The sequence below is a fragment of the Aeromonas sp. Lyrl_2 genome (assembly GCF_051948815.1).
In the GTDB taxonomy this organism is placed as follows: domain Bacteria; phylum Pseudomonadota; class Gammaproteobacteria; order Enterobacterales; family Aeromonadaceae; genus Aeromonas; species Aeromonas veronii.
In genome coordinates this window covers 144,159-157,959 of sequence record NZ_JAYJLJ010000009.1, presented here as the reverse complement: position 1 = coordinate 157,959, position 13,801 = coordinate 144,159, and the positions used below count along the sequence as shown (strand labels likewise).

13 protein-coding genes are annotated in these 13,801 nt (G+C 59.0%); 10 read left to right on the top strand and 3 right to left on the bottom strand.

The features are described 5' to 3' along the window. Window positions 1-78 precede the first annotated feature (78 nt). The gene (locus tag VF684_RS10255) at window positions 79-801 is read right to left on the bottom strand and encodes an SDR family oxidoreductase (protein WP_005348556.1); all 723 of its coding nucleotides are present in this window, start codon (window positions 799-801) and stop codon (window positions 79-81) included. 142 nt (window positions 802-943) lie between these two features. Here VF684_RS10255 and VF684_RS10250 point away from each other — a divergent pair, with 142 nt between their 5' ends. The 5 genes from VF684_RS10250 to VF684_RS10230 all read left to right on the top strand — a co-directional run bounded on the left by VF684_RS10250 (window position 944) and on the right by VF684_RS10230 (window position 6,065). After that, complete coding sequence (locus VF684_RS10250) at window positions 944-1,786, top strand: LysR family transcriptional regulator (RefSeq protein WP_236281480.1); 843 nt, start codon at window positions 944-946, stop codon at window positions 1,784-1,786. 101 nt (window positions 1,787-1,887) lie between these two features. After that, window positions 1,888-2,484, top strand: coding sequence for a glutathione-regulated potassium-efflux system oxidoreductase KefF (kefF, locus tag VF684_RS10245; protein ID WP_005339958.1), 597 nt, complete (start codon window positions 1,888-1,890; stop codon window positions 2,482-2,484). 67 nt (window positions 2,485-2,551) lie between these two features. Then, complete coding sequence (locus VF684_RS10240) at window positions 2,552-4,408, top strand: monovalent cation:proton antiporter-2 (CPA2) family protein (protein ID WP_139730913.1); 1,857 nt, start codon at window positions 2,552-2,554, stop codon at window positions 4,406-4,408. After that, on the top strand, window positions 4,405-4,791 hold the full coding sequence (locus VF684_RS10235) for a SirB2 family protein (RefSeq protein WP_005339984.1): 387 nt from the start codon (window positions 4,405-4,407) through the stop codon (window positions 4,789-4,791). Before VF684_RS10240 ends, VF684_RS10235 begins: the two co-directional genes overlap by 4 nt. Before the next feature lie 287 nt (window positions 4,792-5,078). Next, window positions 5,079-6,065, top strand: coding sequence for a helix-turn-helix transcriptional regulator (locus VF684_RS10230; RefSeq protein ID WP_005339987.1), 987 nt, complete (start codon window positions 5,079-5,081; stop codon window positions 6,063-6,065). A gap of 854 nt (window positions 6,066-6,919) precedes the next feature. Here the strand turns inward: VF684_RS10230 and VF684_RS10225 are convergent. After that, a complete protein-coding gene (locus tag VF684_RS10225) occupies window positions 6,920-7,231 on the bottom strand; it encodes a DUF1145 domain-containing protein (protein ID WP_005342853.1) in 312 nt (103 codons plus the stop codon). Between the two features lie 237 nt (window positions 7,232-7,468). Beyond that, window positions 7,469-8,098 (bottom strand): 16S rRNA (guanine(966)-N(2))-methyltransferase RsmD, encoded by a 630-nt coding sequence (rsmD, locus tag VF684_RS10220; protein ID WP_139730912.1) that lies wholly within the window; start codon window positions 8,096-8,098, stop codon window positions 7,469-7,471. A gap of 110 nt (window positions 8,099-8,208) precedes the next feature. Here rsmD and ftsY point away from each other — a divergent pair, with 110 nt between their 5' ends. The 5 genes from ftsY (at window position 8,209) to can (ending at window position 13,801) form a co-directional block, all read left to right on the top strand. Beyond that, the gene (gene ftsY / locus VF684_RS10215) at window positions 8,209-9,999 is read left to right on the top strand and encodes a signal recognition particle-docking protein FtsY (RefSeq protein ID WP_376899188.1); all 1,791 of its coding nucleotides are present in this window, start codon (window positions 8,209-8,211) and stop codon (window positions 9,997-9,999) included. 89 nt (window positions 10,000-10,088) lie between these two features. Further along, entirely contained in the window at window positions 10,089-10,757 is a 669-nt protein-coding gene (ftsE, locus tag VF684_RS10210; protein ID WP_005339995.1) for a cell division ATP-binding protein FtsE, read from the top strand. Continuing rightward, window positions 10,757-11,710 carry a permease-like cell division protein FtsX gene (gene ftsX, locus VF684_RS10205; RefSeq protein ID WP_005339996.1) on the top strand — a complete coding sequence of 318 codons (954 nt, stop codon included), beginning with the start codon at window positions 10,757-10,759 and terminating at the stop codon, window positions 11,708-11,710. The genes ftsE and ftsX overlap by 1 nt, the downstream gene beginning before the upstream one ends. Before the next feature lie 451 nt (window positions 11,711-12,161). Beyond that, the gene (rpoH, locus tag VF684_RS10200; protein ID WP_005339997.1) at window positions 12,162-13,016 is read left to right on the top strand and encodes an RNA polymerase sigma factor RpoH; all 855 of its coding nucleotides are present in this window, start codon (window positions 12,162-12,164) and stop codon (window positions 13,014-13,016) included. 125 nt (window positions 13,017-13,141) lie between these two features. Continuing rightward, a complete protein-coding gene (gene can, locus VF684_RS10195; protein ID WP_042076162.1) occupies window positions 13,142-13,801 on the top strand; it encodes a carbonate dehydratase in 660 nt (219 codons plus the stop codon).

The window sequence follows — 13,801 nt, the reverse complement described above, 5'->3', positions numbered from 1 at the left end:
GGAAAAAACAAGGGGCACATGGTAACCCTGTGCCCCGGGGGAGGGTCAAGCACTCCCCATGGTGTCAGTCAGCCAGGATTAAGGTTGCTGACGGGTCGCCGCCAGCACGATCTCGCGCACGCAGACGTTGGCAGGCTGGTTCCAGGCGTAGAGCACGGCATCGGCGATCACTTCCGGCGCAATGACGCCGCCCATCTGATCTTTCCAGTCGTGGTAACCGGCCTTGATGCTCTCGTCAGTGGTGTGGCTGAGCAGCTCGGTCTCGACCGCACCCGGGGCAATGGTCACCATCCGCACGCCGACATCGGCTACCTCTTCCCGGATGTTCTCGGTCAGGGCGTGCACGGCGAACTTGGTGGCGCAGTAGGCAGCATGGTTCGGGAAGGTCTTGCGACCGGCGATGGAGCTGATGTTGATGATGGTGCCGCTGCGGCGCTCCTTCATGCCTGCCAGCACTGCGTGGACGCCGTTCAGCACCCCCATCACGTTGATGTTGAGCATCTGCTGCCACTCGGCGGGATCCTGCACATCGGCCTGACCCAGCAGCATGACACCGGCGTTGTTGACCATGCAGCCCACCGGGCCAAATTTGGCTTCTGCCTGCTGGACGGCGGCTTTCATGGCGGCGGTGTCGGTCACATCGACCCCGATGCAGAGGGTATCGGGCAGATTCAGCGCCTGCATCGGCTCGACCCGGCGGGCCAGCAGCAGCAGCGGATGACCGGCAGCAGAGAAGGCACGGGCGATGGCGGCACCGATCCCGGCGGAGGCACCGGTGATCACGACGAGAGATTTGGACATGGGTCTTTCCTTCTGATTCAAGAGTCGGTTTGAGCAAACAGGTGGCTGGCCAGCACGGAACCCAATCACTATAGTCACTGCATCTATAAGTGATAAATATTGTTTTCCGCTGGTTATCATCTGAAAAAACTATGGTTGGTTTATGCTGGACTTGAGATTGCTGCGTTTCTTCATCGCCATCTATGAAGAGAAGAACATCACGGCGGCGGCCGAGCGCTGCCACGTCAGCCAGCCCTCCCTCTCGGCGGGGCTGCGCCAGCTGGAAGAGGCGCTCGGTGACAGCCTGTTTGTCCGGGGCAAGAAGGGGGTGGTGGCGAAAGATCCGGCCCACTATCTCTATCCTCACGCGGTCAAGCTGGTGGAGGAGGCACGCCGTCTGCCGGAGCTGTTTCGCCAGAAGGCGACGCGTGCGAGGCTCAATATCGCCATCATGCCGGACTTGAGTCGCCATCGGGTGGCCGGGCTGTTGCAGCAAGTACAGCGCGTGTTGCCGCAGCTGGATCTCACCCTCTCCGACTACACCACACCCGCCGACTGCCGCTTGACGCTGGATGCCTTGCGCCGGGAGGACGAGATCTTTCTGCCGCTGTGGGAGGAGGATTACGTGCTCTGCGTGCCGGTCGACCATCCCCTTGCCAGTCGCGAAAGGATCGAGCTGGCCGAGCTGCAACATTATGATTTTATTGAGTGCCCGCCCTGCGAAGCCCATCAGCAGACTATCGGCCTGCTGGCCTGTGACCGCCTTACCCTCAATCTGGTGGCCAAGGCCGAGAGCAAGGGGCTGGTGATGGCGCTGGTGCTGGCGGGGGTCGGCATCAGTTTTCTGCCGGACGGGCTGGTCGAGGATGAGGCGGGGCTCTGTACCCTGCCGGTGAGCGGGCCGCGGATGTTTCGCCGGATTGGGCTCTGCTATCCCGCCCACCAGACCCTCAATCCGGCGCTGCGGGAGCTGATCCCCGAGTTGGCAGGCTATGGCGCTTCCTGATAAGGTCGCTCTCCTGTGCACCTTTACGATGCAGCTCCCCAGACTCCCCTTTTCTGTTTACCTCGCCTTGCACCGCAAGGCTTTGTTCGGGTGATGTGGTCATGAAACGCATTCTGGTTATTTTTTCCCATCCCGCGTTGCAGAGCTCGCGGGCCAACAAGCAGCTGTTGCAGGCGATTGAGGGGTTGGAGGGGGTCACTGTTCACGACCTTTACCAGCACTATCCCGACATGTTCATCGATGTGAAGCGGGAGCAGGCGCTGCTCTGTGAGCACGACATCATCGTCTTCCAGCACCCGTTTTACTGGTACTCCTGCCCGGCCATCATGAAAGAGTGGATGGATCTGGTGCTGGAGTATGGCTACGCCTACGGCCCCGAAGCCCACGCCCTCAAGGGCAAGCAGTGGTTGAGCGCCATCACCACCGGCGGGGCGCCGGAGTCCTACTGCAGCGAGGGGTACAACAGCCGACCGCTGCTCGATTTTCTGCTGCCATTTCAGCAGGCGGCCACCTTGTGCGGCATGAACTGGTTGCCGCCTTTTGTGCTCCACTCGTTCCACAAGATCAAGGATCCCGCCGCCCTGCGCCGCTGCGGGCAGGACTACCGCCAGCTGCTCTGTGCCCTGCGTGACGATCAGCTGACCCCGGAGCAACTGGCCGGGCGCCCTTATCTGCGCGACTTGCTGGAGGTGCTCTGATGAAACACTGGCAGCTTGCTGGCCGAGCTTATGAGCCGGATCTGATGTTCACACGGAGGGCTGACTGATGGGCCACGGGATCCTGTTTGATGCCTTTATCTACCTCTCCGCCGCCGTTATCGCGGTGCCGCTGGCCAAGCGCTGGGGGCTGGGCTCGGTGCTCGGCTACCTGCTGGCGGGGATCATCATAGGCCCCTTTCTGCTGGGGCTGGTGGGGGAGCAGAAGGACGTGATGCACTTCGCCGAGTTTGGCGTGGTACTGATGCTGTTTCTGGTTGGGCTGGAGTTGCGTCCGGCCCTCTTGTGGCAGCTGAAGGGGCCGATCCTCGGCACCGGCGGCCTGCAGGTGCTGCTCACCACGGCGGCGCTGACCGGCGTGGCGCACCTGATCGGTCTGCCGCTGCAACAGGGGCTGGCCATCGGCCTCATTCTGGCGCTCTCTTCCACCGCCATCGTGTTGCAGAGCCTGCAGGAGCGCAAGCTGATGCAGAGCGAGAGCGGTCGCTCCGCCTTTGCGGTGCTGCTGTTTCAGGATATTGCGGTCATTCCGATCCTGGCGCTGCTGCCGCTGCTGGCCATGGCGCCGGTCGCCAGCAATGGTGGCTCCGAGCTGGCGGGTTGGCAGCATGGTCTGCTGGTGGTCGCGGCCATCTCAGGCATAGTGCTGGGTGGCCACTACCTGATGCGGCCGGTATTTCGTGCCATCGCCCAGTCCCACATGCGGGAGATCTTCGTCGCCGCCGCCCTGCTGCTGGTGATCGCCATCGCTGTGTTGATGGAGTCGGTGGGGCTTTCGCCCGCTCTCGGCTCCTTCCTCGCCGGGGTGGTGCTGGCCGACAGCGAATATCGCCATGAGCTGGAGGCAGACATAGAGCCGTTCAAAGGCTTGCTGCTCGGCCTGTTCTTTATGTCGGTGGGGGCGGGGATCGACTTCGGGCTGTTTGCCGAACACCCTTTCCTCATCCCGACGCTGGTGGTTGGCCTGATGGTGTTCAAGTGGCTGGTGTTGATGGCGCTCGGCTTCATCATCCGCATCTCGCCGAGTCAGCGCTGGACCTTCGCGCTGGCGTTGGCGCAGGGGGGCGAGTTTGCCTTCGTGCTCTTCTCGTTTGCTGCCCAGAACCGGGTGCTGCCCGGTGAGACCATCTCGCTGCTGACGCTGGTGGTAGCGCTCTCGATGGCGCTCACCCCGCTGCTGCTGATCCTCAACGATCGGGTGATCCAGCCCTGGTTCGATTACCGTAACCAGAGCGACGCACCACAGCATGAGCAACCTGAGCTGGTGGAGCATCCGGTGATCATCGCGGGCTTCGGCCGCTTCGGTCAGATCGTGGGGCGTCTGCTGCATGGTCACGGCATCGGCACCACCATCCTCGAGCAGGATGCCAGCCAGATAGAGACCCTGCGCAAGTATGGCTATCAGGTCTTCTATGGCGATGCCAGCCGGATCGACCTGCTCCATGCCGCCGGGGCGCACAAGGCGAAGCTGCTGGTGCTCTCCATCAACGATCCGGCTACCTCGCTGGCGGTGATCGAGATGGTGCAGAAGCACTTCCCGCACCTGAAGATCCTGGCGCGAGCTCTGGATCGACCCCATGCCCACGAGATCCTGCGACACGGGGTCGAGAGCGTTCACCGGGAAACCCTGGGCTCTGCGGTCGATCTGGGGGTGGAAGCCCTGACCCAGCTCGGTTTTCGGGCCAACCAGGCCTGGCGGGCGGGGCAGACCTTCAAGCAGCACGATAACTGGCTGTTGCGCGAGCAGGTCAACTATCTGGACGATGAACACACTTATATCAACAAGAGCCTGCAATACCGGGAGATCCTCTCCGATCTGTTGCAAGACGACGAGGAGGGGCAGGAGCGTATCCATGCCCACAACTGGAATAGCGGGTTACCCGACGACGACAAGGAAGCAAAATGATTGCCTATTATCCCATGTTCAAGCACCTGCATATGACGCTGGCGCTGGTCAGTCTGCTGCTCTTTATCTATCGCTGGAGTCTGGCGCTGGCCGGCAGCGATCGGTTGCAGCAGAAGTGGCTGAAGATCCTGCCGCATATCAACGACACCTTCCTGCTGCTGTTTGGTGTGTTGCTGGCGGTGGCCTTGCAGTTGAGCCCGGGTCAACAACCCTGGCTGATGGCCAAGCTGGTTGCACTGGTGCTCTATATCGGTCTGGGTGTCATGGCGCTCAAGCGCCCGGCCCGCGGTCAGAAGCTGGTGGCCGGTGTGGCAGCGCTGGCGGTATTTGGCTACATGGTCGGTGCGGCCATCACCAAGTCAGCCTGGTCGTGGCTGATGTGAGCAAAAGGGGAGAGTCATGCTCTCCCCTGAAATCATATTCTGTGATGAATTAATTAATCGGAGTTTTATGCTAACAACAAATCGCAAGATAGAACTTTCATTTGAGGGATTTTTGGCTAATTTTAGCCTCTAGCGGCTCCTTTTTTGAGTGCATTGTCTTTATAAATCAATTGTTTAGTGTGTTTTGTATGAAAATGGCGACAGTTGTCGCAGCAAAACTTGCGACATAGACTGTCGCAAGTCACGACTAGCATACAGTCAACGCTAAACCAGTGAAGGCAAGCACCATGAGCAAGAAGCTGTTACGACAACTGACCTTGGCGCGTTGCATCCCGCACCGCCCTTACAAGCTGACCGCCAGCCAACTCCAGGTAAAACTGGAAGAGGAAGGTATCCACGTCAGTCTGCGTACCGTGCAACGGGACCTGGAGGAGATGTCCGGCATGGGACTGTTCGACCTCACCTCGGACGAGCGCAGCAAACCCCATGGCTGGTGCTTCGAGCGCCACGGCCTCAACGACTTTGCCAATATAATGCCGCTCTCGCTGGCGGTGGCCCTGAAAACCTGGAGTGATCAGGCGAGCCAACTGTTGCCGGCGAGTGTACTGACTGAATTGAACCCGCTGGTCGACAAGGCGAGCCAGGTGATCCGCGATAGCCAGAGTGAACTGGCCGAACGCTGGCTGGAGAGTGTCCACCAGTCACCGCGTCCGTTTGCCGGCAACCCGGAGATCCGCCGCAGCACCCTGATCCGCGATGCGCTCTGGCGTGGTCGCAAGTTCAGTGCCGAGATCCAGCGCGTGATCAAAGAGCGCACCGTATGGCTCTGCTACGACCGTATCAACCCGCTCGGCATTCTCAATCAGCCGGACGGTCCGATCCTGCTCTGCACTCTGTCCGAGCTGGATCCCAAGGTCTACGGCATCCCGTTCGACCATATCAAGAACGTGGAGCTGACCAACTTCAGCGCCACCCAGCCGAAGGATTTCAACATCCAGAAGCTGATCCGCGATCAGGGCTATCAGGATGTGAGCGGCCCGATCCGCTTCGTCGGCCGGATCGATGCTAACAGCCAGTCGCTGGTGGATAACCAGATCCCCGGCAACAATCCGCGCATGACCCGCTATGACAAGCGCAGCGTGGTGGTGGAGACCGAAGTGCAGGACACCCCGGAGTTTCGCAGCTGGTTGAACAACATCGGCGGTGAACTGGAGGTGCTGGCACCGGAATCGTTGCGCAAGGCCTATCTCAATCCGGCCAACCGCTTGAGCTGATTAAAAAATTGGAATGTTGAAGAGTCGAGCCTGGTCTCGGCTCTTTTTTTGCGGTTTTTTTAAGCATATTTATTCAACTAATTTTTAAGTCTTAACGTCAGGATTGAACCGTTTTCCTGCCCCGTTTTTGGGGGCGAAACCCGTGTAAGAGATCTGCCATAGCGACTGTAAGAGGCTGGCGCTTTGAGCCGTACGCGAAGCCATGCCAGAATGATCGAGCTTTCCCGTGAAACTAAATAAATGACTGATATTAAAGGGTTAGTTTTTAAGTTCATTTTTTGAGATGGGAGCTGCATCGGATCTTTATCATCGGATGGCCCTTGTTCGGGGTGCGCATTTCCTTAGTATGGGTCTCACAAGGACGGAGCTGGTCCGGCAGGATGCAGGGCAGCGCATAAAGATGGAATAGTCCGCAGGATGTGGACAAGGGATACCTCAGGATGAGTTCGATAATCAGGATGGTTATCGTCACGGATGAATAAAGGAACACCGCGGGATGCGGCAGGACACTCTCGGGATGGGAGCAGAACGAACGGAACCTCGTTCTTCAGGATGAACAGGACCTCGCCGGATGCGAGAGGAATACTTCAGGATGAAGTGAGATAACCCGGATGGTTATCTGTCAGGAAGACGCAAGGAACCCCACAGGACGTGGTAATGGACACCTCCAGGATGGAGACAGTGAAGCAGTTCAGGATGAATTGCCAGGCCAGGAACGCCGCAGGACACGCCAACGGATTGGAAAGGGGATATTCCAAAGGATTAGGATAACGTCAGGGATTGCAGGGAGCATTGCAGTTCTACGGACAGGACGACACGACTCTAGGGGACGGCTACCGCCGTCCCCTTTTCTTTTATGGTTTGTCCGAGAGATTGCCGCGCTGGGCGGCGTTGACGATCTCTTGCAGGCGCTGACGAATGTCGACCATGCCAAACACGCCAAATATCAGCACAGTGACAAATTCGGCCTTGGTGACAGCGAAGTAGCGTTTGCAAGCTGCCTTGATCATGCTGGCCTGCAGCCAGTGCAGCAGGGCGACGATCACGCCGCAGACCGGCAGAAAGCCGTTGAGTTTGCCGGGCAGCGGGGCAATCAGGCTCACCAGCACGCCAAACCAGAAGAACAATATCAGCCCCATCGCCAACAGATTAAAGACTCGCTTCATTGTTTACCTCTCTTAGATAGAGTTGATAGCAGACCTGATTTGATCGACCTGCTTGTCCTTGAGCCATTGTCCAAATTGACGGGGAGGGGCCACTGCGCCCATCCCCCCCTTTAAACTGCAGCGTCATTCTTGGTGTCCCGCAGATAGAGCTGGTAGCAGACCTGATTTGATCGACCTGCTTGTCCTTGAGCCATTGTCCAAATTGACGGGGAAGGGCCACTTCGCCCATCTCCCCCTTTAAACAGCTGCGTCATTCTTGGTGTCCCGCAGATAGAGCTGGTAGCAGACCTGACCTGCCTGCTTGTCCTTGAGTAGTTGCCAACTGGCGGGCAGCGCCAGATCGGCCATCTCCTTCTCCCGCTCCAGATAGATGAGGGCGTCCGGTGCCAGCCAGCCGCGCTGCTCCAGCAGTTCGCACACTTGCGGCAGCAGCTCGCGGCGAAACGGCGGATCGAGGAACACCAGATCGAACGGGGTGGCAGTGCCTTGCAGCCAGCTCACCGCATCAGACTGGATCACCTGACCCTGCGTGCTGCCGAGGGCGGTCAGGTTCTTCTTGATTTGGTCGGCGGCCCCTTTGTCCATCTCGATCAGGGTCACCTGCTCGGCATAGCGCGACAGCGCCTCCAGCCCGAGTCCGCCGCTACCGGCAAACAGATCCAGGCAGCGGGTGCCACGAATGTGGGGGGCCAGCCAGTTGAAGATGGTCTCCTTGACGCGATCCGTGGTGGGTCTGAGCCCCTCCACATCCTTGACCGGCAATTTGCGGCCTCGCCACTGGCCGCTGATGATTCTTACAAAGCCCGATTTTCCTTGCGGGGCGGGACTCTTGCTCGGGTTGCTACGGCTGGATTTCACTCTGGGCATCGCGTTTCATCGTCAGAAAATAAAGTGGTAGTATAAGGCGGTTCATTTTTATGCCGACCCGCCAAGGGACGGCTATCTTAGCAGTCAGCCTTTGATGTGAGTATTTTTAGATGGCAAAAGGTTTGTTTTCCTGGCTGGGTTTCGGCCGCAAGAAAGAAGAGGCTGAGGCTGTCCAACCACAGACACCCCAAGCCACCCCCGTTACCGTTGAGCCCGAGGTCACTGCTACCCCCGCTCCCGTTTCCGATACCACTGTTTCCGATAGTACGCCGGCTGTTGCCCCCGAATTGCCTGCCAGCGCACAGAATCCCGTTTTGCAAGATGATTGCTGCCTGCCGACCGAGCTGGACGATCACGGCCCGCTGGTGGTGGAGGAGTGCGCTTCCGACCTGGAGCCGGTGATCGTCAACGAAGCGCTGGTCGCCGAAGAGGAGCGTGCCGCTGACGCCGCTCGCATTGCCGCAGAAGCACAAGCTGCTGAAGCGGCTCGTATTGCCGCCGAGGCTCGCGCTGCAGAAGATGCTGGCATCGCTGCCGAAGCCCGCGCTGCGGAAGAGGCTCGCATCGCTGCCGAAGCCCGCGCTGCGGAAGAAGCTCGCATTGCTGCCGAGGCTCGCGCCGCGGAAGAGGCTCGCATTGCTGCCGAAGCTCGTGCTGCAGAAGAGGCTCGTATCGCCGCCGAAGCCCGCGCTGCGGAAGAAGCTCGCATTGCTGCAGAAGTTCGCGCCGCGGAAGAAGCTCGCATTGCCGCCGAAGCTCAGGCTGCGGAAGAGGCTCGTATTGCCGCTGAAGCTCAGGCTGCGGAAGAGGCTCGTATTGCCGCTGAAGCTCAGGCTGCGGAAGAAGCCCGTATCGCCAAAGAGGCCCAGCGCACGGAAGATATGCGCCTGGTCGCCGCGATGGAGGCTGAGGCCGCTGCACTGGCTGCTCTGCCATTGGCCGCCAAGGTGGACGACGACACCCAGGACAAACCGCAGCGGGAGGGTTTCTTTGCTCGCCTCAAGCGCAGTCTGGTGCGCACCAAAGAGAATATCGGCTCCGGTTTCTTCGGCCTGTTTCGTGGCAAGAAGATCGACGATGAGCTGTTTGAGGAGCTGGAAACCCAGCTGCTGACCGCCGATCTCGGTGTGGATACCACAACTCGTATCATCGAGGGGCTGGTGCAGCACGCTGATCGCAAGCAGCTCAAGGATGCCGAGGCGCTCTACGGCCTGCTCAAGCAGGACATGGGCGAGATGCTGGCCAAGGTCGAGCAGCCGCTGGTGATCGACACCAGCAAGAAGCCTTATGTGATCCTGATGGTCGGCGTAAACGGCGTCGGCAAGACCACCACCATCGGCAAGCTGGCCAAGCAGTTCCAGGCCGAGGGCAAGAGCGTGATGCTGGCGGCGGGTGACACCTTCCGTGCCGCTGCGGTCGAACAGCTGCAGGTTTGGGGCCAGCGCAACAACATTCCGGTGATTGCCCAGCATACCGGTGCCGATTCCGCTTCCGTCATTTATGACGCCATCGAGGCCGCCCGCTCCCGCGGGGCTGATGTGCTGATCGCCGACACCGCCGGTCGCCTGCAGAACAAGAGCAACCTGATGGAAGAGCTCAAGAAGGTGGTGCGGGTGATGAAGAAGCTGGATGAAGAGGCGCCCCACGAGATCATGCTGACTCTGGATGCAGGCACCGGCCAGAACGCCCTGAGCCAGGCCAAGCTGTTCAGCGAGGCGGTGGGCCTGACCGGCATCACCCTCACCAAGCTGGATGGCACGGCCAAGGGCGGCGTCATCTTCGCGGTGGCCGACAAGTTCCAGATCCCGATCCGCTACATCGGGGTGGGCGAGGGGATCGACGATCTGCGTCCCTTCGTTGCCAACGATTTCATCGAGGCGCTCTTCAGCCGCGATGAATAAGTCCGGCCGCGATGAGTCAGCTCAGCCGTGATGAGTAAGTGTTCCATGCCCCGACTCCGGTCGGGGTTTGTCAATTTCAGGGAACCGTTATGATTCGTTTTGACAAGGTCAGCAAGGTATACAGCGGCGGCCATCAGGCGCTGCAAAAGGTCAGCTTTCACCTGCGCAAGGGGGAGATGGCCTTTCTGACCGGGCACTCGGGGGCGGGCAAGAGTACCCTCCTCAAACTGATCAGCGTGATGGAGCGCCCGACCGATGGTCGTGTCTTCTTTCATGGCGATGATGTCAGCCATATCCAGCGCAGCCAGATCCCCTATGTTCGTCGCCAGATCGGGATGATCTTTCAGGATCACCGCCTGCTGATGGACCGAACCGTGTTCGACAACGTAGCGCTGCCGCTGGTGATCGATGGTTACAGCCATGCGGACATCAACAAGCGGGTGGCGGCGGCGCTCGACAAGGTGGGGCTGCTCGGCAAGGAGCGTTACCAGCCGCGGATGCTCTCCGGTGGTGAGCAACAGCGGGTCGGCATCGCCCGTGCCATCGTCAACAAGCCGCCGCTGCTGCTGGCGGATGAACCGACCGGTAACCTGGATCCTCAGCTCTCCATGGATATCATGCGGCTATTTCAGGAGTTCAACAATTTTGGGGTCTCGGTACTGATTGCCACCCACGATCTGGGGCTGATCGCTCGCATGCGCTATCGCACCCTGACCCTCAAGGCGGGTCGCATGTATTCGGCCGGGGAGGAGCTCTGATGGCTATCGTTCGTCATAAACAACCGCCGCTGCGCCGTCTCATGATGTACGGGGTTGACCATGTGCGGCAGGCATTTGCCAGTCTCGGGGAGCTGTGGCGCAATCCGCTCGCTTCGCTGATGACGCTGGCGGTGCTTGGCGTCAGTCTGGCGCTGCCCTCTTGTTTCCACGTGTTGCTGAAAAACGCCGAGGTGGTGGAGGGGAGCTGGCAGAGCAGTTCCCAAATCTCCCTTTACCTGCGCAAGGATCTGCCGGAGCAGAGCATTCTCGATCTGCAGCACAGGATCCTGCTCTATCCCGAGGTGGATTCGGTCACCTACCTGAGCCGTGACGATGCGTTGCGGGAGTTTCGCGAGATCTCCGGCTTCGGTGATGCGCTCGATTATCTGGACAGCAACCCGCTACCGCCTGTGTTGAGCGTGATCCCGGATCCGCGCTGGCAGAACCCGGAAGGGGCTGCCGAGCTGCTCAGCAAGCTCAACAACGAGGTGGGGGTCGAGCAGGGCAAGCTGGATCTGCAGTGGCTGACACGGCTGCAGGGGATCATGAACCTGCTGCGACACACCATTACCGGTATCGCGGTGCTGCTGCTCTCCGCCGTGTTGCTGATCGTCGGCAATACCCTGCGTCTCAACATCCTCAACCAGCGTTCCGAGATTGAAGTGCTCAAGCTGGTGGGGGCGACCGATTCCTTTATTCATCGCCCTTTCCTCTATACCGGCATCTGGTTCGGGGTGATCGGTGGCATGCTCGCCTGGTGGCTGACCGAAGTGATGGTGATCTGGAGTGAAGGGGTGGTGAAGGAGCTGGCGGGCTTGTATAACAGTAACTTCCGGCTGGTTGGCATGGGGGCGGTAGACGGGATCAATCTGATCTTGCTGGGCGCCCTGTTGGGGCTGATTGCCTCCTGGTTCTCGGTCCATCGCCACATTCGCGACATCGAACCATCCTGATTACTTTGTCATCAAAGTAAATCGCTGGATTTTGAGAGGCGGATCAAGTAAAAGAGGGGCCGTTTCTGGCTTGGCCCCCATAGTCAGAGTATTCTGAATAACAATGATCTTCCGGATCTTCGCTAGATCCAGTGAACCTTCTGATTTATAAGCAGTCTATTAAAGCTGAAGCATTTATACGGGTGTGGCCCCTCTGCCTTGCTCGTCAGACTTGGCAAGCATGTGAAGGTTGCGAGCTCCGCAACAATGGACTTAGCATGCTACTTTTCGGGGGTCCTTCATTGTGACCCCCTTTTTTTGACTGTTCATTCATGATTCATCCTGCAGGCTTAAGATAAGCCGGTCTAAAACTGGGCATGTTCTTTGATACACGCCGCAGAATGGCATCCGGTCAGTAGACAGACCCTCTCAGGGTGTTAGACTGATTCGATTGAAAAGTAAGAGGTAACAGATGGGAACTTCATTGCAGCGCACAATGGCTCTGATTCCGCAAGGTAGTCTGGAAGGCTATATCCAGGCAGTAAACTCTATTCCTGTGCTGAGCGCAGAGGAAGAGCGTGAACTGGCTGAGCGTTTGCAGCAGGATGGCGATCTCGAGGCTGCTCGCCAGCTGGTTATGTCGCACCTGCGCTTTGTCGTTCATGTCGCCAAGAGTTATGCCGGTTACGGCCTGCCTCAGGCCGATCTGGTTCAGGAAGGCAACATCGGCCTGATGAAGGCGGTCAAGCGCTTCGACCCGACGGTCGGCGTGCGTCTGGTCTCCTTTGCCGTGCACTGGATCAAGGCCGAAATCCACGAATATGTCCTGCGCAACTGGCGCATGGTCAAGGTGGCGACCACCAAGGCCCAGCGCAAGCTCTTCTTCAACCTGCGCAAATCCAAAAAACGTCTGGGCTGGCTGAACCACGAAGAGGTTCAGGCAGTGGCGGCCGATCTCGGCGTCTCTGCCGCTGACGTGACCGAGATGGAAGCGCGGATGGCCAACTACGATCAGGCGTTCGATCTGGTTGGTGATGATGAGGAAGAGGGCGGTTTCGCTCCGGTTCACTATCTGGAGGACAAATCCTCCGATCTGGCAGCGACCATCGAGAATGACAACTGGGACGATCACGCGACCCGTCGCCTGAGTTCTGCCCTCGCCACCCTGGATGAGCGCAGTCAGCACATCATCCGCGCCCGCTGGCTCGATGATGACAGCAAGACCACTCTGCAGGAGCTGGCCGATACCTACGGCGTCTCTGCCGAGCGTGTGCGTCAGCTTGAGAAAAACGCACTCAAGAAGCTGAAAGATGCCATGGAAGCCTGATGCTTCCTCTCATAAAAACAGGGCCTGATGGCCCTGTTTTTGTTTCGCAGGGATCTGGTCGGCCTTGCTTTGGTTACCCTTGAGTGTGTTATGTTGCCGCCACTGCCACATTAGGGAGAGCAGAAGTGAAACTGTTGAACGACCTGTTTACCAATAACCGTGAGTGGGCCGAACGGATCAAAGCCGAAGATCCCAATTTCTTTGCCACTCTTTCTGCCCAGCAGGCCCCCGAATACCTCTGGATTGGTTGTTCCGACAGCCGGGTCCCCGCCAACCAGCTGATGGGCTTGCTGCCGGGGGACGTCTTCGTCCACCGCAACGTCGCCAATCTGGTGGTACATACCGATTTCAACTGCCTCTCCGTGCTGCAATACGCGGTAGAAGTGCTCAAGGTGAAGCACATCATCGTCTGCGGTCACTACGGTTGCGGTGGCGTCAAGGCCGCGATGCAGAACCAGGAGCTGGGTCTCATCGACAACTGGCTGCGCAACATCAAGGATGTCTACTTCAAATACGGTGAAGAGCTGGAGGCCATCGAGGATGAGCATGAGCGCTTCGACTACCTGTGCGAGCTGAACGTGGCCGAGCAGGTCGCCAACGTCTGCCACACCACCATCATCCAGAACGCCTGGCGCAAGGGGCAGGAGCTGGCGGTGCATGGCTGGATCTACGGGATTAAAGACGGTCTGCTGCACGATCTCGATCTCTGCATCAGCGGGCCGGATCAGATCCCCGATGTCTATCGTGCCTGGCCGGACATGCGTCCGCCCCACCGTCGGCGCTAG